This is a genomic window from Prevotella corporis DSM 18810 = JCM 8529, from assembly GCF_000430525.1.
GTDB lineage: Bacteria > Bacteroidota > Bacteroidia > Bacteroidales > Bacteroidaceae > Prevotella > Prevotella corporis.
Genome location: NZ_KE387156.1, coordinates 53,967 through 79,863 on the forward strand (window position 1 = coordinate 53,967; position 25,897 = coordinate 79,863).

Sequence of the window (25,897 nt, forward strand, 5' to 3'; positions counted from 1 at the left end):
CCCTGTCGTTTTTGCAAGATAAAAGCAGATTGAACGGACAATAAACAAATAAATAGGACGTTTTATAAGAAAATAAAAAATCTTATGAAACGTCTTTTTTTTATTCTCATTTGCTCCGTTTTCGGAATTATGGCGCAGGCACAACCACAGTCTGGCACATGGTCAATTATTCCGCATGTTGGAGTAAGTCTTTCTAAACTGCCCGGTGATTATATCTTATTAAATAAGGCCTCACAGGAAAACGGTGTAAAATCCACATTCGGTTCGGGGTTCACTGGTGGCGTAGAAGTAATGTATCAGAACTCCGACCAATTGGCTTTGTCAGCAGCACTTAATTATACCCAAGCCGGTTGTGCATACAAGGATGGCGATATGGGTGACGATGGCAAGACCGGAACTATTTTCCACGATGCAAAATACCGCCTTAATTACCTTGATTTGCCTCTAATGGCCCACTATTATGTGGCTAAAGGAGTTGCGCTGAAGGCAGGCTTGCAACTTTCTTACTTTCTCAATGGCGATTTTGGCTATGAAGAACAGGATTACACCATTGAGAAAGATGGCTCCAGAAAGTATGGCGAAAACAAGGTTATGGAGGGCAAACTTTACAAGGACGCTTTCAACCAATTGTTATTTTCCATACCAATCGGGGTGAGCTACGAATATGAGAACATTGTTTTGGACGCCCGTTACAATGTCGGACTCAGCAAAATTCACAGCCGCGTACTGTCGAGTGATAAAATGCAGGTAATCACTTTGATGGTAGGCTATAAGTTCGATATTTGAGACTGCGAAGCCAGGAACGAGAAAATCGTGAACGTGGGATAGCTGTCACCGTTCTTCCGTAAGAAAATATTTCACTTGTCAGACGTCAATCAGTCTATTTCCATCCGCACAGATGTCCTGCTCGAAGGAATGACTGGTTGCGTTTTTTTCCACGCACTATCTGTCTTTTGCCGCATGTGTCGAAGCTCCTGATTACGGCAGCTTAGCGACGGCAATCCAAAAGGTGAGCTTTTACTCGACGATAGGTCACCTTTTGCGTTGCGATAGCTGACCTTTTGTTTTGTGCCAGTTTTTGAGGCTAACCCTCAGTCGGTATGGAACGAGCTCTCAGTGGTGCCTTTCGCCGATTCGTTGCTCTGTTCGATGGTGTAGAAACCTTCAAAAAAATGATGCAGAATTGCCTCTGTACAGACAATTCCGCATCTTGATTCTCATAGAGAAGGATTCTCATAGAGCAGTCTTAATGAATTGAAATGCTTTTCTTTACTGATATTTCTGGACTGAATAGCCCTCCGAATCGCTATTGAGCCGGATACTCAAGATTGGCATTGGTGATGTTGTTCAACACCTCATCAACGTATTTGCGTGACTCCCACTTAGCCATTGGCAAGTCGTGGAGCAGGTAGTTTCCGCAATCCTTTGGCGCAGCACCTGGTATTTCGTCCTCGAAATTGGCTACAAACTCGAAAGTCCTACGCATCAAGTCAACGATGTCCGACGATTTGAAGTCGCCGCGGAGAATAAGATAGTTGCCTGTCAGACAGCCCATTGGCCCCCAGTAGATGATGCGGTCTTTCCATTCGTCGTCGTTTCGCAGGTAGGTGGCTGCCAAATGCTCTATTGCATGAATGGCTCCGACGTGCAATGCTGGCTCTCTGTTTGGCTCTTTCATGCGGATATCAAAAGTGGTGATGACCTCGTTGCCCACATGGTCTTTTCTGCTGACGTAGATTCCGCGGAGCAGTTTGTTGTGGTCGATAGTGAAAGAAGGGATTTTATCCATGACTGTTCTTTTAAAGTGTTTTCAAAAAATGCCTCGTAACCTCAAAACTTCCCTCGGCAACACGATTCCAGAAATTGTAATACATGCTCGCATCGGTGTCTTTCAGGGGAATGTCGCTGATGATACGGAACGAGATGAATGGCACTTGATAGACATGACACACCTGTGCTATTGAACAACTCTCCATATCCACGGCGGTCGCTTCTGGGAAATCATCGAGAATGCTCTGCATCTTCGCCTTGTTGTCAACGAAGTAATCGCCGCTGACAGTAAGCCCCGTCTTGATTCTCATCTTCCCCTCGACAGTCCCCTCGTTGAGCGAGAGGGCCTTTTCGATGAGCTTTTCCGGAGCTTTGTAGCGTGTCGGCATCCCGATGATTTGTCCTTTCTCAGCATTGCTTCCGCAATGTACGTCATGATAGATGCACTCTCTGGCCACAACGACGTCCATCATGTTGAGCGTTGTGTCTGCACCGCCAGCACATCCACTCGATATGACGAGGTCAGGGTGATAGTTGTTGACCATCTCCACAGCGCCGATGGCAGAGTTAACCTTACCGATGCCACACTTTTGCAAAACGATCTCCTTGTCGCCGACCTCGCCAAGAACGAAGTCCTTGAAGTTCCGACGTTCGGTTACTGGATTGTCAAGAATAGACTTGAGTTGTGTGAACTCCTTGTCCATTGCTACAATGATTCCTATTTTCATACCGCAAAGATACGAAAAAGTTGGTAGTAAGTTGTAAAGTTGCGAGTTTTTTGTAACTTTGCAAGCGTATCAAAGAAACTTAAATTTAGAAATATGCAAACATTGAAGAAATACTTGCCCGATGTGGTGGTGGTTCTGCTATTCGTAGTAATCTCTTTTGCTTACTTCTTCGTGCCTGTCTCACAGGGACAAATCCTCTTTCGTCACGATTCCGAGGCCGCCGTAGGGCTGGGACAGGAGCAAAAGGAGTTTAAAGACCGTACGGGTGAGACCACTCGTTGGACAAATGCCGTATTCAGCGGTATGCCAACTTACCAGATGTCGCCATCTTACGGCTCGACAAACGGCCTGTCGGAAGTGATGTCGGCTTATCATCTGTGGCTACCCGATTACGTCTGGTATTTGTTTGCCTATCTTCTTGGATTCTATATCTTGCTGCGGGCCTTCGATTTCAGGCAGTCTTTGGCGGCATTGGGAAGTATCATTTGGGCTTTCTCGTCCTATTTCCTGATAATTATAGCGGCTGGTCACTTCTGGAAAGTGATGGCTCTGGCCTACCTTCCGCCAATGATAGGGGGCATTGTGCTGGCCTACAGAGGCAAATACCTTTGGGGATTCATTGTGACGGCTATTTTTGCAGCCTTCGAGGTGAAGGCCAACCATGCGCAAATGACCTATTACTATCTGTTCATTATTCTGTTCATGATAGTGGCTTATCTGGTTCAGGCCATACGCAACAAGCAAATAGCCCATTTTCTCAAGGCATCGGGTGTCTTGGCGATGGCGGCAGGCATTGGCATTGCCATCAACATCTCCAACCTTTATCACACGTGGCAGTATCAAAAGGAGAGCATGCGTGGAAAGAGTGAGCTTGTTAAGAAGGACAATGCCAACCAAACCAATTCGGGATTGGACCGCGATTATATTACTCAATGGAGCTATGGCGTCGATGAAACGCTCACCTTGCTCGTGCCGAACGCTAAGGGAGGGGCAAGCATTCCTTTAAGTCAGAACGAGACTGCCATGAGCAAAGCCAATGGCGATGTTCTGTCGATGATTCCACAACTCTATGACGCCATGCCTCAGTATTTCGGAACCCAGCCAGGCACGAGTGGTCCGGTTTATGTGGGGGCTTTTGTTTTGTTCCTGTTCGTACTGGGTCTCTTCATTGTCAGGACGCCCCTGAAGTGGGCATTGCTGGGGGCAACTGTCCTTTCCGTCCTTTTGTCATGGGGGCATAACTTCATGGGATTCACCAATTTCTTCCTCGACTATGTTCCGATGTATGCCAAGTTCCGCACCGTTGCAAGTATCTTGGTCATCGCCGAGTTCACTATTCCGCTGTTGGCGGCTCTCACTCTGAAACAAATCATTGACGAATCACCGTGCCTTGCGAAGAACATGAAATATGTTTACGTCAGCTTCGGCCTGACGGCTGGAGTGGCTTTGATAATGGCACTCCTACCAAGTATGATGGGGCCCTTTGTCAGCAGTCAGGAACAACAAATGGTGGAAGGCATCCAAGGCATGACACCCGACGTTCAAAGTATGATATTGTCGAGCATTGCAACCATGCGCTCAGCCATGGTGAGTGCCGATGCGTGGCGTTCAGTCATCATCATTGTCATTGGCGTGGCTATGCTTCTGCTCTTCAAGGTGCGAAAACTGAAACCTGTCTATCTCATAGCGGGTTTGGCTTTGCTCTGCCTCGTCGATTTATGGCAGGTGGACAAGCGGTATTTGAACGACGGAATGTTCGTCGAAAAGAGTGAACGTGATGCCCCCAAACAACCGACGGATGTCGATAAAATAATACTGAAAGACAAGAGCCTTTCCTATCGCGTGCTGAACTTTGCCTCTGGAGCTTTCAACGAGAACAATACGTCTTATTTCCACAAGAGCATTGGAGGCTATCATCCAGCCAAATTGCGCCGCTATCAGGAAATAATCGACAAGTATATAGTCCCTGAAATGCAGTCAACCATGCAAGAGTTGGCAGTAAATAGCGGAGACATGGCAGCCGTGGATGGCAACAAAACCTTCCCGATATTGAACATGCTCAACGCAAAATATTTCATTCTGCCTTTGCAGGACGGAGCTACGATGCAAATTAAGAATCCCTACGCACAGGGCAACGGGTGGTTTGTCAGAAAGATTGACTATGTTGCCGATGCCAATGCCGAGTATGCCAAACTTGGAACGATTGATGTCCGACATGAGGCGGTGGCCGACAAGAAGTTCGAGTCTGTGCTGGGAGAGGCGCAAGCTGACGATTCGACAGCAAGCGTTAAACTGGTGAAATACGAGCCCAATAATTTGGAATACACTGTGACGTCAAACAAGGGTGGAGTAGTGACATTTTCAGAGATATACTACCCTGGTTGGACTGCCACTGTTGATGGTCAGTCTGTTGAGCTGGGACGTGTCAACTACATTCTCCGCGCCCTGAAAGTCAAACCTGGCAAGCATCAGGTTGTGCTCGACTTCCATCCGTCAAGCATCAAAACTACAGAAACGGTAGCCTATATAGCTATTGCCCTTTTACTACTTGCCATTGGAATTCTTGTATTTCTTGAGTGTAAGAAACGGAAAATAGGTAAATAAAATAAATTATTAAGAAGTGGATAAGTGGAGAATAATATAGTTAGTTATTCTCCACTTGCTTTAATCCGATAATTTGATGAAAAACTTCTACAGTTTTCTTTTTTGCAAACTTAATCTAAGAAACCCTGTTGCTTTAGTGCGTCTATAAGATTAGCAGACATTATTTCATTGTCATTTTTTTTATAGCGTATGTCTGTTACTACCTGTGCTAAAGTCTCTTTATGATTCAACTCTACAAAATGTTTATTTTCTTCTATTGATTCTTTGTGTGTATAGAATGTATTAATAAGGTGTGGGGTATAGTCATTGTAGGTTTCATTGTGAAGAATGCTTTCGATTGGAAGTCGGTCGGTCTGTTTTGGGTTTTCGTCAGGCCAACCTATCGTTAATGTGGCAATGGGCATTACCAGTCTGGGCAATTGTAGTGTATCGATGATGGCTTTAGGATTGTAGATTGTCGTCCCCAAGAAACAAGTGCCGATACCTTCCTCCTCGGCGAGGTTGGTGAAGGTTTGACAGTAGAGTAATGCGTCAGTAGCTGCATTCATGAATGAAAGGAAATTGTCGTAACCAGGAGTAGCCTTCCGCTCTTTCGCCCAAAGAGTGGTACGTCTGAAGTCGGCGCAGAAGGTGAGGACCACTGGCGCATCTTCTACCATGGGCTGATTGAAATGTGAGGGCGCCAGCTTCTTCTTCATTTCGTCTTTTCTTGTTATAACCACAGAGTAAAGTTGAAGATTCCCCATGGTGGGCGTCCTTTCGGCTTCACTCAATAATCTCTTTAAGGTCTCATCAGAAAGTTCTTGTTTTGAGTACTTTCTTATACTCTTTCTTGTACTGATAGTTTTCATAATTGAAATTTTTACGCTACAAAATTATAAAAAAGTTTTCATTTTTGGAAAACAATTTGTATCTTCGCACTTGAAAATTTGCTAATTGAACATGAACAATAACAATACGTATTCTTTTGAAGAGGCATTTAATGCCTCCTTGAAATATTTTGATGGCGATGAGCTCGCCGCAAGAGTTTGGGTGAACAAGTATGCAATGAAGGACAGCTTTGGCAAGATTTATGAGAAGTCGCCAGAGGAAATGCATTGGCGTATTGCCAATGAGCTTGCGCGTATTGAACGCAAGTACAAGAATCCAATCAGTGCGCAGGATGTTTTCGATCTGCTTGATCATTTCCGTTACATCATCCCTGCAGGCAGTCCGATGACTGGTATTGGCAACAACCATCAGGTTGCGTCACTCTCCAATTGTTTTGTCATAGGGTTGGATGGTGATGCAGACTCTTATGGAGCAATCCTTCGTATTGATGAGGAACAGGTGCAGTTGATGAAGCGTCGTGGGGGTGTCGGCCATGATTTGAGTCATGTTCGCCCAAAGGGGTCACCAGTGAATAATTCTGCTTTGACCTCAACGGGCCTTGTGCCTTTCATGGAACGCTATTCAAACAGTACACGCGAGGTGGCTCAGGATGGTCGTCGTGGAGCACTGATGCTGTCTGTAAGCATCAAACATCCTGATTCAGAGTCGTTCATTGATGCCAAGATGGAGGAAGGTAAGGTAACGGGGGCTAATGTCTCCGTGAAAGTCACCGATGAATTCATGGATGCAGCCGTGAATGACAAACCGTATGTGCAACAGTTTCCTATTGACAGCAAAGAACCGTTGTTCCGCAAGGAAATATCTGCTAAGAAATTGTGGGAGAAAATTGTTCACAATGCTTGGAAGAGTGCCGAGCCAGGAGTGTTGTTCTGGGATACGATTATTCGTGAGAGCTTGCCTGATTGTTATGCTGATTTAGGGTTCAAGACTGTATCTACCAATCCATGTGGCGAGATACCATTGTGTCCCTACGACAGTTGTCGTCTGCTTTCCATCAATCTCTTCTCGTATGTCGTTGACCCATTTACAACCAAGGCACGGTTCGATTTCGAAAAATTCAAGAAACATGTTCAGTTGGCTCAGCGTCTCATGGACGACATCGTCGATTTGGAAATGGAGAAGATAGAGCTGATTATGGCTAAAATCAAGAGTGATCCACAAAACGATGAAGTGAAGAACTCTGAATACCATCTTTGGGAAAAGATAAAGGCAAAGAGCGGTGCTGGTCGCCGTACTGGTGTGGGTATTACTGCAGAAGGAGACATGCTTGCGGCGATGGGATTACGCTATGGAACTAAAGCGGCGACTGATTTCTCTGTTGAAGTCCATAAGACACTGGCACTGAATGCTTATCGCTCATCGGTGACAATGGCTCAGGAACGTGGGGCTTTTGAAATATTCGAGGCTTCGCGGGAGGCAAACAATCCTTTCTTGTTGCGCATGAAGGAGGAAGATCCTCAGCTTTACGAGGATATGGTAAGGTATGGTCGCAGAAACATTGCCTGTCTGACGATTGCGCCGACTGGCACAACATCCCTAATGACGCAGACCACTTCGGGCATAGAACCTGTATTCATGCCGGTCTATACCCGTCGTCGTAAGGTGAACCCCAATGATACGGATGTTCATGTTGATTACGTTGATGAGGTGGGAGACTCGTTCGAGGAATATATTGTCAATCACAAGAAGTTCCTGGATTGGATGACCGTTAATGGAATTGATTCTACAAAGAAATACACACAGGAAGAAATTGATGAGCTCGTGAAGCGTTCACCTTATTATAAGGCAACGGCCAACGATGTTGACTGGCTGATGAAGGTGCGCATGCAAGGCGCCATTCAGAAATGGGTCGATCACTCCATATCCGTGACTGTCAATTTGCCAGCCAATGTGGATGAGGCGCTTGTCAATAAACTCTATGTAGAGGCTTGGAAGAGTGGTTGTAAGGGCTGCACAATCTATCGTGACGGCTCTCGTTCAGGTGTCATGATTTCGGTATCCAACAAGGATAAGAAAGACAAGAATAACGATGCGGCTGCAGAAGAAAAGGTCAAGGACTTGAGCATAGCTGAAGAACAGCACGAGCACATCTGCCAGCCACCGCATGTAGTGGAGGTCCGTCCGCAAGTGCTTGATTGTGATGTGGTTCGTTTCCAGAATAATAAGGATAAGTGGGTGGCGTTTGTTGGTTTGCTCGATGGTTATCCATACGAAATATTCACTGGCTTGCAGGACGACGATGAGGGAATTGTGTTGCCGAAGAGTGTAACAAAAGGCAAAATCATCAAGCAGACTAATCCCGATGGCTCACATCGCTACGACTTCCAGTTTGAGAACAAACGTGGATACAAAACGACCGTTGAGGGATTGTCAGAGAAGTTTAATCCAGAATATTGGAACTATGCCAAGTTGATTTCAGGTGTGCTCCGCTATCGTATGCCAATCGACCATGTAATAAAGCTCGTCGGCTCACTACAGTTGAAGAGTGAGAGCATCAACACTTGGAAGAATGGTGTTGAGCGTGCTTTGAAGAAATATGTAACAGACGGAACCGTGGCTTCTGGTCAGACATGTCCGGTTTGTGGTCAGGAGACATTGGTCTATCAGGAAGGATGTTTGATTTGCACTAACTGTGGTGCATCCCGTTGTGGATAAAATCTTTTTTAAACAACCAAAATAATAATGTGCGCCCTCGTTTGTTTGTAATTCATGATATTGCTAACATTTGAGGGCGCAATTCAAAAATATGGAAATGCTGAAGCTAAATGCAGGCTATATCTATTTAAAAGGTGTCAGATTTCATGCCTATATCGGAGTGGGGGAACAGGAAATGGTTGTGGGGAACGACTATGTTGTTGACCTTCGCCTGCAATATCCTTTTGCAAAAGCACTTCAGACAGACGACGTCGTTGATACGCTCAACTATGCCGGAGTGTATGATTTGGTAAGGGACGTTATGTCACGAAAGGCTAAGCTGTTGGAATTTGTGGCCGGTGAAATTGCCCATGAACTGACAACGGCCTACCCGCAAATAGAAGCAATTGATGTAAAGTTAACCAAACAGAATCCTCCTATGGGAGCAGATTGCGATGGAGCTGGGGTGGAATTACATTTAATAAATGATAAAACCATTGACATACCTTAGTTTTTCGACCGAAAATGCTTAACTTTGCGTACGATAGAATAGTATGATTAATAAAATTTCATTTCTCTTAGTGTTGAATTTCTTTTGTGTTCTGACAACTGTCGGGGCAAAGGAAAAGTTTACACTCGTCATTGATGCTGGGCATGGCGGACACGATTCTGGCGCAATAGGTGCACTCTCGAAAGAGAAGGATATTAATCTCAATATTGCTTTGGCCTTCGGAAAGCTTGTGGAACAAAACCTTCACGATGTCAGGGTTATATATACCCGAAAGTCAGATGTCTTTATTTCGCTAAAAGGACGTGCCGATATTGCTAACAGAGCAAAGGCAGACTTATTCATTTCCATTCATACCAATTCTGTTCCGTCGGGCCATTCGGCAATGGGCTTTCAGGTATATACGCTGGGTATGCACAGAGCAAAGGACAATCTCGATGTTGCCATGCGTGAGAACAGTGTAATCTCATTAGAAAAGAACTACAAACAGACTTATCAGGGATTCGATCCGCGCTCGTCAGAAAGTTATATCATGTTTGAATTCCTACAGACGGCCAATATGGAAAAGAGCGTAAAGTTGGCCAGTCTCATCCAACGTTCCGTTTGTTCCATTGCCAATCGTTTGGATAAGGGGGTGCATCAGGCAGGCTTTCTTGTTCTGCGAGAGACATCAATGCCAAGTTGTTTGATAGAACTTGGCTTCATTACTTCTGCCGAGGAAGAGCGTTTTCTGAACTCTTCTTATGGAATCAGTATGATGGCGCGTGGAATTTATGAAGCCTTCGTGGAGTATAAAAATATTTACGACGACAAAATCGTGATACCCTACCGTCCCGTTGATGACAAGAAAATAGCCTTTGACAAGGTAGTATCATTGATTCCGAAACAAGAGAAAAAGCCATTGGATAAGCCTAAAGTGGTCCAATCCAAGCCTGTGTCGAAGGTTTCAGTGACAAAAACAATAGCATCGTCTCGCGGAAAGAAAGCTATCAAGGATGATAGTGGCTTGAATCGTCCAATCTTCAAGTTGCAGGTGTTTGCACTTAATAGGCAATTGCCCACGGGAAGTGAACATTTTAAAGGTCACGATGATATCACTTGTTTTCTCGAGGGGGATTTGTATAAATACACGATAGGCTCAAGTGCGGATTACAATGATATAATGCGCTTGAAAAATAAGCTGAAGGAGGATTTTCCACAGGCGTTTATCATCGCATTCAAGAATGGTCAGCGAATAAATACCAGTCTGGCCATTGGCGAGTATGTTAAGAATAAAAATAAAAATCAATAGGAATGAAAAAGTTTTTCTCACCCGAAGTCAAGATTGCCCTTGTTGCAGTAGCAGGAATCGTTGTACTGTTTTTCGGCATGCAATTCCTCAAGGGACTCAATCTCTTCTCATCTGACGTGCGTTACCAAATGCAGTTTGATGATATTAATGGCTTGACTTTGACAACCCCAGTTTTTGCCAATGGATATAAGGTGGGCATTGTGAAGGAAATCCAATACGATTACGAGAATCCGCACAAGGCGATATCTGTTGGAGTTGATATCGACAAGAATATGAAGATACCGGAGGGAACAAAGGCGGAAATCGTTGGCGATCTGATGGGTAACATACAAGTGAATCTCATATTAGGTAACGGCAAGAAAATGATTGCTCAAAACGGACTGATTGGAGGGAGCATCAACAAAGGCGCTCTTGGGGATGTACAGAAAATGATTCCTTCAATCGAAAAGATGTTGCCCAAACTCGACAGCATATTGGCAAATGTCAACAATATTTTGTCTGATCCAGGCATAAAGAGCTCAATTCATAACGTGGATAAGATTACTGCAGATTTGACGACTTCAACAAAACAGCTAAATGCTCTTTTGTTCCAGATGAATGGTGCCTTGCCAACCATGACGGTAAAGGCTAATAGTTTACTTGCCAACGCTAATGGCATGATGGTAAATGCCAATGGGGGAATAACGGAGGCTCGCAATGCAATCAAGGGCGCTAATGGCATGATAGCAAATCTGAACAACAAGGTGAATGCGCTGGACGTAGCCACGACGATGGCAAAGGTCCACACCGTGTTGGATCATGTTAACACTTTGACTACGACCTTAAATAGCAATAAAGGGTCGATGGGATTATTGATGAACGATCCTACCCTCTATCACAATCTTAACAGCACTCTGAGAGATGTTGATAGCTTGATGGTAAACCTCAAGGCACATCCGAAACGCTATGTCCACTTCTCTATTTTCGGAAGGAAAGACAAGTAAAAATACAAGTGGAAAGTTAACCTTTCCACTTGCCATTTATATGCATTCTCATTTAGATTTCTAAAGCAATAAATATTATCCTATTTAAAAAGAGTATAAATAGATACATTCAAGTTCCACGCTTTAAGTGAACATTACAACTTGATTGAGAATCAATCAATTTAGTGTTAAAGTAAAATGTTTCACTAATTATTGATATATTCAATTCTAATTGTACAACCCATTGATAAACAAATGGTTGGAAGTGTACAACTATCAAAATGAGATTATCTATTACTGTTTATCGCTAAACCCTAAAGAATAGCATATTATATGACTTTTACTTAGCTCATTTTATGAAAGCATAATTTAAGAGTTTGGTTATTTTTTACTATCTTTGCAATTACAATTAAAATAAGTCTTAGGACACACTATCGTCGAAAGGCATACAAAAATTATTTATTAGTAAACATGAATGTTCAACCCAGTGCTCTCTGGGGACAATGTCTCTCACTTATCAAGGAGAATGTCACAGGGCAGCAATTCGCTACATGGTTCAAACCAATCGTATTTGAGTCGTTTGATGCGGCTTCGAAGACCTTGTTGGTTCAAGTGCCCAGCCTGTTTGTCTATGAGTATCTGGAGGAAAACTTTGTTGACCTGATGAGTAAAATGCTAAATCGTGTCTATGGGCAAGGGATTAAGTTGACTTATCGCGTGGTGACTGACCAGGCGCACAACCTTACACAGGATATACAAGCTGATCCTGTTGAGAAAATTCCTACTCAGCTTCCTACTGAACGAGGAAACCAATCGCCGACAATTTTGGATGCAGCTCCGCAAGATATCGACCCACAGCTGGATCCCCACAAGTCATTCAGTAATTTTATTGAAGGCGACAGCAACAAGTTACCCCGTTCAATCGGGTTGTCAATTGCTGAACATCCGAATACTTCCCAGTTCAATCCGATGTTTATCTATGGTCCTTCAGGTTGTGGCAAGACTCACCTCATAAATGCGATAGGTTTACGCACAAAGCAGCTATATCCACAGAAACGTGTCTTGTACATTTCGGCACGCTTGTTCCAAGTACAATACACCGATTCCGTATTGCATAATACGACCAACGACTTCATTAATTTCTATCAAACAGTCGATGTCTTGATAGTGGATGATATTCAGGAATGGATGACAGCTACCAAGACTCAAGACACTTTCTTCCATATCTTCAATCATTTGTTTAGAAACGGTAAGCGCATTATCCTTGCCTCGGACCGTCCGCCCGTAGAACTGAAGGGAATGAACGACCGTTTGCTCACCAGGTTTGCCTGTGGTCTGATAGCAGAGTTGGAAAAGCCAAATGTCCAGTTGTGTATTGATATCCTTTATAGTAAGATTAAACGCGATGGATTGAGCATTCCTGATGATGTCATTCAGTACATTGCAGAGACGGCAAATGGCAGTGTACGTGACCTTCAGGGTGTTATTAACTCGTTGTTGGCCTACAGTGTTGTTTATAATAGTAAGGTGGATATGCGTCTGGCCGAGAGAGTCATCAAACGGGCAGTGAAGGTTGATGATGAGCCTTTGACCATTGACGAGATACTTGATAAGGTTTGTGAGCATTTCAATGTGACTACGACGGCTGTCAACTCACGCTCACGCAAGCATGATATCGTTCTGGCCCGTCAGGTGAGCATGTATTTCGCACAAAAATATACGAAAATGCCTGCAAGCCGTATTGGTAAGTTGGTGGGTAACAGAGACCATAGCACCGTGATACACAGTTGCTCTCAGATAGAGAAAAAGCTTCAGGTAGATAAAAGGTTTACTTCAGAACTTTCTACTATTGAGAATTCCTTCAAGTTAAAAGGTTAGAATAAAAATCAAGGGAGTCATATTCTTATGGCTCCCTTGATTTTTTATTTTGGAAGATGTGTCCTGTAAATCAGATACATTCCATCAGCATCGATAGTGAAACTATTGCCGGTTGCCTCATTGAGGGTTCCTTGCCAAAACTCCTCAAAAGGATAGACAGCCCATTTCAGCCCTTCGCTTGAGATGCGTTGGCATCCGAATTGAAAAACACTCACTTGCTGGCGTGGAAAGGATGCGAACTCCGTCTTGCCTGATGCGACAGCGAACCACCCATAGTCGCTGATCATGACCGGATTGATGCCCAGTTGCCTGTAGTAGTGGAGGAGGAGAAAGAGATTCCCCAGTGTGTGGTCTTCCCTTTTCCCTGTTGCCGCCAAAATACAGAACGAGGGCTTACTGTCCAAATCAAAATGGTTGAGTGCATATTTTGTAGCCTTGGTTAGGTCATTGTCGTCCTGCTCTTTGATTTGGTGGAATATATGGGCATACTTTTCTTTCAGTTCTGGTGCGATAGAGTCACCATCGCCTATCACCGCTTCGGGTTCAACTCCTAATTTCAGCAAATCTTCAAGTGCACCATCACAGGCCACGATATGTTTTGCATTCTTCAGGATGTCTAAGATAATGGAGCTGGTGGGCACATCTCCTGCACCGAACACCACAACATCATATTTTGTTTGTATTCCGCTTAAATTTCTTTCTCTCATGCCATAGTCTCCCTCTCTTTTTTCATCATTCGTTTCCATTTGTAATAACCTGCTATGGCGATGATGGTGTAAAAGGTGTAGAGCCCAGCTGTGAATGGAATATTCTTATAGACATAAAGTCCGGCAAGCTCTACGTCAACGACTATCCATATCAGCCATTGTTCCAAATATTTCTTTGCCAGTGCCCACAGCCCGATGAAGCTGAGTGAATTGCCAAAACTGTCAAGTACGGGAACCGTGGAGTTGGTAAACTTGGAGAGAATCAAATACAATGTACCCCAAAGCACTATGAAAACCAAAACAGAAGGCAGAACCAACTTCTTGGGGAAATGCGTGATTGGTATTTCCTCGTCATCGTTTCTTTTCTTTTTCCCAAACTTCCAATATAGGAATCCGTAAATGGCTGCGAGCGTATAATAGATTTGCATGCCGAAGTCGGCATAGAGTCCAGCCTCATAATACACGAACGTATAGACCAATGGCATGATGATACCTGTCAGCCAAAGCCAGATGCTGGCCTTGTATTCCTGATAGATGTATATCAGTCCGATGATTGTTCCTACTACATCTAATATTTGATAGGTGTCAAACATGTTGGCGATGATGAATTAGTTATGGGTGATAATGTTTTGAGTTTTTAAGTTTGGTGAGTTGAACCTTCACCTGTGCTGTTGGTGTTAGGTCTTTTATTTGAACTCACAAACTTAAAAACTCAAAACAACCAGATTAGAACTTCAACGTAATGTTACCCATCATGTTGAAACCGGCAGCAGGGATAAGTCCCAGCTGTGTGTACCTGTTCTCGTTGGGATGACCGTCGGCATCGAGAATCGTACTGTACGCCCAGCCGCTGACCGCATAGTGTCGGTCGAACAAATTGTAGAGATTCACTCCAAAAATAATATTCTTTATACCGATGTTTTTCTTTGCCAGGTTCAAGTCATAGCTGACGTTGATGTTGCTCTGGCTAAAGCATGGCAACGAGCGTCCCTCCGTCTCGGTATTGTCGAGATACTGTCGGCTTACGAAATTGGTATGCCATATTGCCTGAAAGCCTTTGTAGTGGAGGTTAACGAAACCGTTGAGAATCGCCGATGGTGAGAAAGCGAGCGTTGAATGGCTGTAGTGAATCTTGCGGTAAGTGTCTTCCCAGTTCTCACTTGCCATCTCGTCGAAGTCTTTGATGACATTCTTGCTCAATGCAGCGTTTCCTTCGAGTGTGAGCCATGCGAGCGGACTCCATCCTGCTTCAAACTCCGCACCCATACGATAGCTTGAGCGAATGTTGGTGGTGAGGTTCTCGCCAATGTCACTCTGTTCGCCTGTCTGTACAAACTGATTGATATAGTCCATGTAATAGAGGTTTACCCCAGCATGCCAGTTTCTTCCCGTGAACTGATAGCCTGCTTCTATGTCCATGAGGCGTTCGGGTGAAGGTGCGGCATATTTTCCGTTGTCGGTGAAGTTGTTTCGCTCCGGCTCGCGGTTGGCATAGGCGATGGAAGCGTAGGTCTTGTGTCCGTTTCGGAAATAACTGATACCAGCTTTCGGATTGACGAAGTCGTAATGTTCGGCTATATTCAGTTCTTGATTCTTGTAAGTGCCGTTCGCTTTGTAGAATTTGTCGTTGTTGCCGGATGTCTTGTAATCTACGAAGCGATATTGTAGGTCGGCAAACACGCTCCAATAGTCGGCAAAGCGATAGTTTGCCTTGATGAAACCGCTGTAATCGAATTTCTTGGCATCCGAATTATAGTATTTGTAGTCTATGCCGTTGGGCCGATATTTGGCATCCGCCTCCTCGTTCTCGATGTAGGTGAGGAAGCCGAAGTGGTTGCCTCTGAACTGTTGGAGGTTCAATCCGCCAATAACATCCCAGTTCTCGTCCTTGTAATTCAGGTTATAGACTATGCCGTAAGTGTGTTGTGTAAGGCCTTTCTTGCGGACGAAGCTCGATTTCTTGACGAAGTTTCCGTCGTGATTGTAGAACACCAAGCCGAATTTCTCAAACTTATAGTTGGGGCGAAGCTGTTCGTAGTAGCCGAAACCGTAGGTGTAATGCAAGGCAACGTTGTGACTCCAGTGTGCCGATGGTTTCCATGCTGCTGACAGAATGTTGTGGTTTTGATAGAAATTGTCAGTTGTCTTGTCCCAATACGATCCGTTGCGCATTTTGAAACGTTCGGTCATGTAGTTCCCGTTGGCATCTGTGGCGAACGAGCCGTCAGCGTTGGTTACGATACGCTCGTAGAGCGAATTGTATTGTCCCAATCCTTTCTTGTAGAGGTCTTCGTAGGTGGTGATACCTGTTTGCTTTCCCCATGTGCCGTTGAAGAGGCTGAGGTTGTCGCTTCCCATGACTACACCGTTCCATGCCTGACCGGTTTTCTCGAAGTTTCCGATGTTCTTATAGCGAATTTGGAAGTTGTTTCCAATCCATGTCAGTCCGCCGTAGTATGAGCCCGACCGGCCCTGTGTGCCGTGGACGAATCCGTCGGTAGCCGTTTCGTGGTAGGCGCCGTCGAAGATGAGATGATTGAAGAGCAATCCCGTTGAGAAAGAGGCTCCGGCATTGTAAGTCTTGTATGAGCCGTATGAGCCTGTCAGCTCCAATGAGGGCTTGTATTGCGGTTGGGCAGTTGCCAGCGATATGGCGCCACCGAAAGCACCGTCGCCGTTGGTCGAAGTTCCGATACCGCGCTGAATCTGTACGCTTCCCAAGAGTGCAGCGTATGAGTTCATATTTGCCCAGAACACCGTCTGGTCCTCTGGAGAGTTCAGCGCCACTCCGTCAAGTGTAATATTGATGCGGCTTCCCGCTGCGCCACGTATGCGCATGGCCGAAGTTCCCGTTCCCAATCCGTTTTCGCCCCATGCCAGAATGCCTGGGGTTTGTGAGAACAGAAAAGGCAGTTCGCGCCCGTTCTTTGAAAAACTCTCTAACTCGGATTTTTTGATGTTGGCCACGGCATAAGGAGCGTTTTTCTGCGCACGCACACCTACTACCGTAACTTCTTGCAATTCCTGATTGGCTAAAGTATCAACATTTTGTGCTTTAAGTCCAGCTGCACTTGCCAATGCAACTGCCAACAAAACAACTTTTTTCATGTTTTTGCAGTTAATAAATATAACGTAAGGGGATTTTTCCTACGACAGCATTATCTGTATCAGGTTCATGGGTATATTCTCAGCCACACCCAACAAGGTGGGCACCCCCTTAGTTTTCATTTTGAAAACCACTGCAAAAGTACAACTTTCTCTTTAAACTGCCAAAAAATAGTGAAAATTCTGTAATTATTATAGACTTTTGCATGACTCCATTTATAGATACGTCGTCACTAATCATTTCTCGTTGTTCGGTTCTTAGCGCTCCCCAGAAAATCTCCGTTATGCGATTGCTTAGCTTTCGTATTGTGAAACCTCACCTTTTGTTTTGCAATAGCTTAGCTTTTGTTTTGTCAAAGCTTAGCTCTTACTTGCGAATGGTTTACAAAATGAGACTAATATTTAATTCCAAATAAGTTGTTCGACTGCAAGTTCGCAACACTGTAACAACAATATAGCTTTCCGACTGATTTTAGGCTTGCAAGCATTTTCTCTGCGGTATTTTGCCTAGTTTACAGCATCTTCGACAGAACGACAATCAATCAGCTCAGATTCACATAACCGAGTTTGGATTTAATTTATCAATTTGCCTGTGATGATATCAAAATCAAAACGACAAGGCAACGTAGGTACTGAAAACAGTTCCTGCGTTGCCTTATCATTTATCGTTATTCGTCTTTGGGTGAGCAGCGGAGTGTAAGCGTTTGGCTTAGCTCTCTCACGCTTCTCAACTTCCTTCACTCCTAACGAATACTATTTCTTTGGACAACCCGTCCAAGGCTTCAGCTGCTTGAAGAAGTCGTTGCCCTTGTCGTCAACGAGAATGAAGGCTGGGAAGTCCTCCACATCAATTTTCCAAACGGCTTCCATACCGAGTTCAGGGTATTCCACGCACTCGATGCTCTTGATGCTGCTCTGTGAAAGAACGGCCGCAACACCTCCGATAGTTCCGAGATAGAACCCTCCATGCTTCTTGCACGCTTCTGTAACGATATCAGTGCGGTTTCCCTTGGCAATCATGACAAGTGACCCGCCATGTGCTTGGAACTCCTCTACATATGGGTCCATGCGGTTGGCAGTTGTTGGACCCATAGAGCCGCAAGGCAATCCGTTTGGTGTTTTGGCTGGCCCAGCATACAGCACAGGATAATCCTTGAAATAACTTGGCAGATCTTCGCCTGCGTCCAGTCGGGCCTTAAGTTTTGCGTGAGCAATGTCGCGTGCCACGATAATCGTACCCTTGAGGTTGACGCGTGTGGAAACGGGGTATTTTGTGAGCTCAGCCCTAACGGCATTAATTCCCTTGTTGAGGTCAATCTCCACACCCTTAGCCCCTTCGCCTGGTTTGCGGTATTCCTCTGGAATGAGTTCGCCCGGTGTGGTGTCCATCTTTTCCAACCATATACCGTCCTTGTTGATCTTACCCTTGATGTTTCGATCGGCAGAGCATGAGACGCCCATACCTATAGGGCAGCTTGCACCGTGGCGTGGCAGGCGAATGATGCGGATGTCGTGAGCTAAATACTTTCCACCGAACTGTGCTCCGAGTCCTATCTTCTGCGCTTCCTTCAATATCTTCTCTTCCAAGTCGGTATCGCGGAAAGCACGTCCCGTTTCGTCACCAGTGGTTGGGAGATTGTCGTAGTACTTGATGCTGCCAAGTTTCACCGTAAGTAGGTTTTTCTCTGCTGACGTACCGCCGATTACGAAGCAGATATGGTATGGAGGGCAGGCTGCTGTTCCGAGACTCTTCATCTTTTCAACAAGGAAGGGGACGAGTGTACCCTCGTTCTGGATGGTAGCCTTTGTCATTGGGTAGAAATAGGTCTTGTTAGCAGAACCACCCCCCTTGGCCACCATGATAAACTTGTATTCAGCTCCTTCTGTTGCCTCGATGTCAATCTGTGCTGGAAGATTGCACTTGGTGTTCACCTCGTCGTACATGTTTAGTGGCGCATTCTGCGAATAGCGGAGGTTCTCCTGTGTGAATGTGTTGAAAACACCACGGGCGAGGGCTTCCTCATCTTCGAATCCTGTCCACACCTGTTGCCCTTTCTCGCCGTGGATGATGGCTGTTCCGGTGTCTTGGCAGAAAGGAAGCACTCCCTTTGCGGCAGTTTCCGCATTACGGAGGAATTGCAAGGCGACATACTTGTCGTTTTCCGATGCGTCGTCGTCTTTCAGAATCTTGGCAACCTGCTCGTTATGGGCCCTACGTAGCAAAAACTCACAATCGTGGAATGCCTGCTGAGACAATAATGTAAGTGCCTCAGGGGTTACTTTAACAATCTCTTTTCCTTCGAAATTACCTACGGAGACACCTTCCTTGGATAGAAGGCGGTATTCCGTGTCATCCTTGCCCAACTGGAACATAGGGGCATATTTGAAATCCGTCATATAGAAAAATACCTAATACCAACTCTGTTCAGAAATAATTTCGTCACAGGGTCATGGTATTAGGATTTTATTAATTATTAAGTAATGTTTTTGTTCTCTTTGTTGCCATTGCCGATTCAGAATGGTTTGATTTGTCAGACTTTCAGAGTCGGCAACCTTATAGCTTAGTAACCGAATATCTCCTCAGTCGTCACGCGTCTGATTGGCGCAATTTTCTCCAACGACTTGATATCGAGTTCCTTCTCATTACCAAGAATGAGATACTTGAATGTTTTGTTGGCCATGTTAGCCTTCTCAAAATTGATGATGTCTTGGAGCTGAATCTTAGGAAGTTCATTGTAGATTTTCTCGCTCAAACTATAGTCGAGCCCCATCTTCTTTGCAGCCATGTAGGATGAGAGGATGGCAAACTTTGTCGTACGAGAAGAGGCAAGGCTCTTTGTGAGGCTTTGCTTGGCCAAGTCGAAATTGGCCTGACGAACTGGAACGTTGTTCATCAGTTCGTTGAACTGTGCGATACAATCCATCATCTTGTCGTTCTGGGTGATGATGTAAGTGAAGAAACTTTCCTTGTCGCCGATTCTGTTAGGCATGCGATAGCGTGCATTTGCAGAATAGGCTAATGCTCTTGCTTCACGCATCTCTTGGAAGACAATGGCATTCATGCCCCCACCGAAATATTCGTTGAAGAGTGAAATCTTTGCAGCTTCATCGGCAGACCATTCCTTGTTTTCATTGTGGAACTGTACGAGATAGATGTTCTTTGCGTTGTAGGGTGCAATGAGTATTTCATTCTTAGGGGTAGTTTGCATTGTATAGCGTTTGCCCACTGGGATTGGTGTGAACTTCTTTGGAGTCTTAATGGTCTTTGTTATCAATTTGTCGAGCTCGTTCAATGTTGAAGGACCGTAGTAGAGCACTGTCTGCTTGTAGTTTTTCAGGTTCTTCAACGAATTGAGAAGCTTCTGTGGATCCATGTTCTTCAACTGTTCCTCGCTGAGGATGTTGCGGGTTGCATTGTACGGACCGTACATGCCGTAGTCGAACAGGGCGCTGAAGTTCTCGTCTTGATTAGCCTTATTGTCCTTGCGGTTCTTGATCATCAATTCTACTGCCTTGTTGTAGGCTTCTTTGTCAACCTTTGCGTTTTCAACAAAATTGTAGAGGAGAGACAAGGCTTGTGGAAGATTCTCATTCAAACCGCTCATTATCAAGTAGGTCTCATCCTTGCTCTGACCGAATGAATAATCGCAAGCGAGCTTATAAAATTCCTGCTTGATTTGTTCGTTGGTCATCTTGTCCGTTCCGAGATAATCAAGGTACATTGCGGCATAACCAGGGAGAAGGTCGCTTTCTACGCCAAAAGGAATCTCAAAATAAAGTGTGAAGAGATCATCCTGTGTGTTCTGCTTGTAAAGAACTGGCCATCCATTCTTTGTGGTAGCTTTTGTCAGATCTTTGTTGAAGTCAATAAAAGAAGGCTGGATCGGTGCTACCTTGTGGTTGACAATCTCTTCCAAGAATGCAGAGCGCTTGTCATTATTGGTTGGTATAGGGGTAATTTTTGGTTTGTCAACCTTCTGTATCGTTGTGTCAGTTCCCTGAACCTTGTAGATTGCTGCATAGCCGTTGTCGAAGAAACGATTGGCAAAGCTGACGATGTCCGCCTTTGAGATTTTTGAAATACGATCAAGTTTGCCAGTTACTTGTTTCCAATCAACATCGTTGATAAAGGCATCTACGAATGATTTTGCCCTGAATTGGTTTTTATCGAGGCTCTTATAGTATCTGCGTTTGTAGTTGTTGATAACAGAGGGCAATAGGTCGTCGGAGAATTCACCTTTCTTGAGTTTGTCAATCTCGCTCAGCAGCAAGTCGCGGACTTCCTGTAAAGTTTGCCCTTTCTTGGGCATACCCAAAGCAATGAACATTGAATAGTCATGAAGGTCTTCAAAGCCTGCACCTGCAGACTGGACTTTCATCTTCTGATTGAGGTTCAAGTCGTAAAGACCAGCACGACCATTGCTAAGCAAATCGCTGATAATGCTTAAGGTGTCGCTCTGCAAACTGTTGCCCTTCTTAGCTCTCCAACCAAGATAAAGCATCTCGGCCTCTTGACCGATGATTGTTGTATCGACAGGAGCTGTGAACTTAGGTTGTGGTCCGTACTGTGGAGCGCTGAGGTTTTCGTCCTTTTTCCAATTGCCGAAGTATTTCTCAATTGTTGCAACGGTCTGGTCTGGGTCAAGATCGCCAGAGAGACAGATTGCCACATTATTAGGCACGTAATAGCGTTTGTAATACTTCATGATATTGGTGATTGAAGGATTCTTCAGGTGATCACCTCTACCGATGGTCGTCTGTGTGCCATAAGGGTGGTTGGGAAAGAGTTTGGCCATTAAACCTGTAAAGAGCTTACGGCTGTCGCTTGTCAATCCCATGTTGTATTCTTCGTAAACAGCTTCCAACTCTGTGTGGAATCCACGGACTACTAAGTTTTGGAAACGGTCGCCCTGAACCTTAGCCCAAGATTCCATTTCATTGCTTGGAATGTTCTCCACATAACAAGTTACATCATTTGACGTGTAAGCATTGGTTCCCTGGCTGCCAATGGCCGCCATGAGCTTGTCATACTCATTGGGAATGTTGTATTTTGCTGCCAGTTGTGAGACAGAGTCAATCTTTGCATACCAAATCTTGCGCTTGGCGGGATCGGTTATGTGGCGGTATTCCTCGTAAAGATTCTCAATCTGTTTGAGATAAGGACGTTCTGCCTCCATGTTGGATGTTCCGAACTTTTCCGTTCCCTTGAACATGATATGCTCAAGGTAGTGAGCCAGACCCGTTGTTTCAGCTGGGTCGTTACGGCTACCCGTACGAACGGCAATGTAAGTTTGGATACGTGGTTTCTCTTTGTTTACGCTCAGGTAAATCTTAAGACCATTTTTTAGTGTGTAGATGCGTGTCTTCATTGGATCGTTTGGCACGCTCTCGTAGGAGTAAGACTGTGCTCTCACCCCCACTACGCTGAGTAGAAGGAGCAAGGCCACTCCACATTTTCCTAAAGATAGGTTTTTCAACATAATATTATATTTAGTATTAAACTTTGCTCAATGCATCCACATGATTTGAAATGTTTTGATGTGGGTTGAGACATTTATTCTTCAAAATCTATTTCGTGGTCGAGGTTGTTCACAAAGGCTGTGAATACCCCTTCCTCAACATCGCCCATGGCGTATTCTTTTTCAGCATCCTTGCGGATTTCTGCAATCCATGCACGGCGAGCCTCTATATAGTCTCTCTTGATACGGGCATCGTCCTCTTCCGTAATCTCCTTGATTCCATAGTAATCAAGTATCAAACGATAAGTCCAAGCCCACTGATATTTGCGATAGTTGTCGTTAATGACTGTGAAACGGTCGATGACATCTTGTATTGTTTCAATTTCTCCGTTCTTGATATCCTCAATCAGTCTCTGTTCCTCGGACTCTGGAAGAAGGAGTCCTGAGAGATCATTCCATTTTCCAAGTCCAACCTGTGTTTCTGGTTTACCGAAAAATCCCCATTTGTGCGCTCGCTTCAATACGGCACCCATGTAAATTTTCAAGGCTATATCGTAAAATTTTATTCCTTTGTGGAGGCTGGAGGCATTGATGACATACTCATGATAAATATAAGAGGAAACATTCTCTCCACTTGCCTGAAGCAGATTCTCAAGTATTTTCTTGCCACGGATAATCTCTCCGACTGAGAATGGCGATAGCCAGTCGAAGTTGACGATGCTTTTCTGTGACTCCTGCGGACGCATGTCGCGCTTGGGCCACTTCCGGATGTCACGGTAGAGCCCTACTGTGGTGATGTTTCGTCCTGGAACGAGGAACATTGTGTCGCCACTTGCTATCAGATAGGAGAATGGAAGTGCTTGTGTGTTGGGGTGGTGCATCAACTTTCCGAAACAAACAGAGAACGTTCCTATTGTGGCGGGCATCAGGATGTAACCGCCACTGGCTGTTTTGGAACCTCTTTCAAGTGTTCCCCAGTGCATAGGCCCCATCTTGTAAGCGTGGTTGGAGAAGTTTGTGCCAGAGCCTGCATTGTAGAACGAGAACATTCCGCCGATGATGAGCGAACTCTTGTGGTGTGAAGCACAGAATGGGCCGCAGAAAGCAGCACATGCCTCACCATTGGCCATAAACGAATTGGCGAAAAATACGCTCTGTGAGGCTGTGAAACCATTTGAAATCTGACAGGCTTCGCCTACGAAACAGTCTTGCATCTTCACACTGTTGATGATACTTGATCCGTCGCTGATGATGGAATTTTCGCAAATGACCCCCGTCCCGATATATACACTGGCATGCTCGGAGCTGAGAATTGTACAGTCACTTAGTCTGCTTGCGCCTGATATCTCACAATCATCCTGAATGACTGTGTTTGTAATTTCCTTGGTGTTTACAATCTTTACGTTGTTTCCGATGGTACCTCTGTCGGGATTTGTGCGTGTCAACTCTTCCGAAATCAGTCTGCGAATGGCATTCTTGAGATCTTTGTCCTTAAAATGCTTGACCATGAAGGCCGCAAACTGGCTATTGAGATCGTGAAAGAGAATGATGTTTCCGTCACCTACTTCATTGAGCACGGCAATAATGTTGCCCTCTCCATAGGTTGCCCCCTCTGTTGTTTCCATTACGGAAATATTGGTGATGATGCAGTCATCGCCGATTGTATAGTTATTGATGTAATTCCCAACTTTTTCAATCAGACAATTGTTGCCTACCGAAACATTTCTCAGGGTTGCATCGTTGATTCCTGAATGTTTGACGAAATCTTTTGTTACCTCAACATTCTTTTCGAATCTGCCAAGGCGAATGTCTCCATAGAACATCACCCGGTGGAAAAATTTAGGTTGAAAGCCTTCCTCCACTACTTCAACGCGTGCCCAGTCCTCGGCCCAGCAATTGTTATTCTCGAAGATCTGTATTTCGTATTCTGTTAATGGTCTGTATGTCATAAAATGAAATTATCTGATTTGTTTTGATTCTCAATTGATGTCGATGTCGTAAAGGAAGTCGTTGTAAGGGTATTTGCGTACGTGTTGTTCGCGTACCTTTTTATACAGAATGTTTCTGAACTCATCAATGTTCTCCTTGTTTTTGGCTGATATGAAGAGACAATCTTCCGGCATCTTTGCCATCCATGTCCGTTTCAGCTCCTCAAGCGATACATTTTCCTTGGTTGCAGGAGTCAAGTCGTCGATATCCTTCTCCTCCCATTGGTAATTGTCTATCTTGTTGAAGATTATCATCGATGGCTTGTCTGAGCAATCTAAATCTTTCAATGTCTCGTTGACAATCTTAACTTGTTCTTCAAAGTCAGGGTGTGAGATGTCAACAACATGCAAAAGCAAGTCGGCCTCTCTCACCTCGTCCAGTGTGGATTTGAAAGAATCGACCAAGTCGGTTGGCAGTTTACGGATGAAGCCAACAGTATCGGCCAAAAGGAATGGCAGATTTTCCAAAACAACCTTACGGACTGTGGTATCGAGTGTGGCAAAAAGTTTATTCTCTGCAAACACCTCGCTCTTAGCCAGAAGGTTCATGATGGTTGATTTTCCGACATTGGTATATCCCACCAAAGCCACACGAACCATGCGGCCACGGTTTTTACGTTGTGTCACTTTCTGCTTGTCGATTTCCAACAATCTTTGTTTGAGCAACGACATGCGTTGAAGGATGATACGGCGGTCCATTTCCAACTGAGTCTCACCAGGACCACGGAGTCCCACTGATCCTTTCCCACCGCCAGAGCCAGAGCCGCCACCTTGTCGCTCAAGGTGAGTCCACAGACGCTGCAACCGTGGTAGCATATATCTGTATTGTGCCAATTCCACCTGTGTCTTGGCATTGGCTGTCTGTGCGCGCATGGCGAATATGTCGAGAATTAGCGATGTGCGATCCAATATCTTTACCCCTAATTCCTTCTCTATGTTCCTAAGCTGTTTAGCTGAAAGCTCATCGTCGAATATGACCATTCCCACGGGGTCGTCCTCGTCTTCCTTCTGACTAATATATTCTTTGATTTCTTCCAGTTTTCCCTTACCCACGTATGTGGTCATGTTTGGTCCACCCGAACGTTGGGTAAATCGTTTGACAGTCACGGCTCCCGCAGTGTCTGCCAGAAATTCAAGTTCGTCAAGATATTCCTTGGTCTTGGCTTCGTTTTGCTCTTGGGTAATCAGTCCCACAAGCACAGCTGTCTCTGCCTTCGCCTCAGATATAACAAATTCCTTCATTCAAATAGGACTATATAAATTAATGTTGGTTGCAAAGTTACTAAAAAGTTAAGAGTTGCTACGAGAGAGACATGAAGATTTTGAATCCGAATTGTTATTTTTTATAAATAATCTCCCCTACGTATGAATG

At 44.7% G+C, this 25,897-nt stretch carries 17 protein-coding genes; 7 read left to right on the forward strand and 10 right to left on the reverse strand.

Annotation, left to right across the window (positions count from 1 at the left end; all coding sequences use genetic code 11):
- Nucleotides 1-84 precede the first annotated feature (84 nt).
- Nucleotides 85-786 (forward strand): porin family protein, encoded by a 702-nt coding sequence (locus H515_RS0110670; RefSeq protein WP_025875611.1) that lies wholly within the window; start codon nucleotides 85-87, stop codon nucleotides 784-786.
- 520 nt (nucleotides 787-1,306) lie between these two features.
- On the opposite strand, the gene H515_RS0110675 is transcribed toward H515_RS0110670, so the two are convergent.
- A complete protein-coding gene (locus H515_RS0110675; RefSeq protein ID WP_025875609.1) occupies nucleotides 1,307-1,789 on the reverse strand; it encodes an S-ribosylhomocysteine lyase in 483 nt (160 codons plus the stop codon).
- Between the two features lie 10 nt (nucleotides 1,790-1,799).
- The gene (locus H515_RS0110680) at nucleotides 1,800-2,498 is read right to left on the reverse strand and encodes a 5'-methylthioadenosine/adenosylhomocysteine nucleosidase (protein ID WP_025875607.1); all 699 of its coding nucleotides are present in this window, start codon (nucleotides 2,496-2,498) and stop codon (nucleotides 1,800-1,802) included.
- Between the two features lie 93 nt (nucleotides 2,499-2,591).
- Between H515_RS0110680 and H515_RS0110685 the strand changes: the two genes are divergently transcribed.
- Nucleotides 2,592-5,102, forward strand: coding sequence for a YfhO family protein (locus H515_RS0110685; protein WP_028901934.1), 2,511 nt, complete (start codon nucleotides 2,592-2,594; stop codon nucleotides 5,100-5,102).
- Nucleotides 5,103-5,212: 110 nt separating this feature from the next.
- On the opposite strand, the gene H515_RS0110690 is transcribed toward H515_RS0110685, so the two are convergent.
- Nucleotides 5,213-5,953, reverse strand: a complete 741-nt coding sequence (locus H515_RS0110690; protein ID WP_025875605.1) for a nitroreductase family protein — start codon at nucleotides 5,951-5,953, stop codon at nucleotides 5,213-5,215.
- A 91-nt stretch (nucleotides 5,954-6,044) separates the two neighbouring features.
- Between H515_RS0110690 and H515_RS0110695 the strand changes: the two genes are divergently transcribed.
- From H515_RS0110695 to dnaA, 5 genes are all read left to right on the forward strand, one after another.
- Entirely contained in the window at nucleotides 6,045-8,648 is a 2,604-nt protein-coding gene (locus H515_RS0110695) for an adenosylcobalamin-dependent ribonucleoside-diphosphate reductase (RefSeq protein ID WP_028901935.1), read from the forward strand.
- Between the two features lie 97 nt (nucleotides 8,649-8,745).
- Nucleotides 8,746-9,138, forward strand: coding sequence for a dihydroneopterin aldolase (folB, locus tag H515_RS0110700; protein WP_028901936.1), 393 nt, complete (start codon nucleotides 8,746-8,748; stop codon nucleotides 9,136-9,138).
- A gap of 43 nt (nucleotides 9,139-9,181) precedes the next feature.
- The gene (locus H515_RS0110705) at nucleotides 9,182-10,426 is read left to right on the forward strand and encodes an N-acetylmuramoyl-L-alanine amidase family protein (protein WP_025875599.1); all 1,245 of its coding nucleotides are present in this window, start codon (nucleotides 9,182-9,184) and stop codon (nucleotides 10,424-10,426) included.
- Between the two features lie 2 nt (nucleotides 10,427-10,428).
- A complete protein-coding gene (locus tag H515_RS0110710; RefSeq protein ID WP_028901937.1) occupies nucleotides 10,429-11,409 on the forward strand; it encodes an MlaD family protein in 981 nt (326 codons plus the stop codon).
- A gap of 450 nt (nucleotides 11,410-11,859) precedes the next feature.
- Complete coding sequence (gene dnaA, locus H515_RS0110715) at nucleotides 11,860-13,266, forward strand: chromosomal replication initiator protein DnaA (RefSeq protein ID WP_025875597.1); 1,407 nt, start codon at nucleotides 11,860-11,862, stop codon at nucleotides 13,264-13,266.
- 44 nt (nucleotides 13,267-13,310) lie between these two features.
- On the opposite strand, the gene H515_RS0110720 is transcribed toward dnaA, so the two are convergent.
- The 7 genes from H515_RS0110720 to hflX all read right to left on the reverse strand — a co-directional run bounded on the left by H515_RS0110720 (nucleotide 13,311) and on the right by hflX (nucleotide 25,767).
- Nucleotides 13,311-13,973, reverse strand: coding sequence for a thiamine diphosphokinase (locus H515_RS0110720; RefSeq protein ID WP_025875595.1), 663 nt, complete (start codon nucleotides 13,971-13,973; stop codon nucleotides 13,311-13,313).
- The gene (gene pnuC, locus H515_RS0110725; RefSeq protein ID WP_154653700.1) at nucleotides 13,970-14,566 is read right to left on the reverse strand and encodes a nicotinamide riboside transporter PnuC; all 597 of its coding nucleotides are present in this window, start codon (nucleotides 14,564-14,566) and stop codon (nucleotides 13,970-13,972) included. The genes H515_RS0110720 and pnuC overlap by 4 nt, the downstream gene beginning before the upstream one ends.
- Before the next feature lie 133 nt (nucleotides 14,567-14,699).
- Nucleotides 14,700-17,081, reverse strand: coding sequence for a TonB-dependent receptor (locus tag H515_RS0110730; RefSeq protein ID WP_025875591.1), 2,382 nt, complete (start codon nucleotides 17,079-17,081; stop codon nucleotides 14,700-14,702).
- A 750-nt stretch (nucleotides 17,082-17,831) separates the two neighbouring features.
- Complete coding sequence (locus H515_RS0110740) at nucleotides 17,832-19,475, reverse strand: fumarate hydratase (RefSeq protein WP_025875589.1); 1,644 nt, start codon at nucleotides 19,473-19,475, stop codon at nucleotides 17,832-17,834.
- A gap of 164 nt (nucleotides 19,476-19,639) precedes the next feature.
- Nucleotides 19,640-22,558, reverse strand: a complete 2,919-nt coding sequence (locus tag H515_RS0110745) for a M16 family metallopeptidase (protein WP_028901939.1) — start codon at nucleotides 22,556-22,558, stop codon at nucleotides 19,640-19,642.
- 74 nt (nucleotides 22,559-22,632) lie between these two features.
- Nucleotides 22,633-24,486 carry a DUF4954 family protein gene (locus H515_RS0110750; RefSeq protein ID WP_025875587.1) on the reverse strand — a complete coding sequence of 618 codons (1,854 nt, stop codon included), beginning with the start codon at nucleotides 24,484-24,486 and terminating at the stop codon, nucleotides 22,633-22,635.
- A gap of 30 nt (nucleotides 24,487-24,516) precedes the next feature.
- A complete protein-coding gene (hflX, locus tag H515_RS0110755) occupies nucleotides 24,517-25,767 on the reverse strand; it encodes a GTPase HflX (RefSeq protein ID WP_025875585.1) in 1,251 nt (416 codons plus the stop codon).
- Nucleotides 25,768-25,897 lie beyond the last annotated feature (130 nt).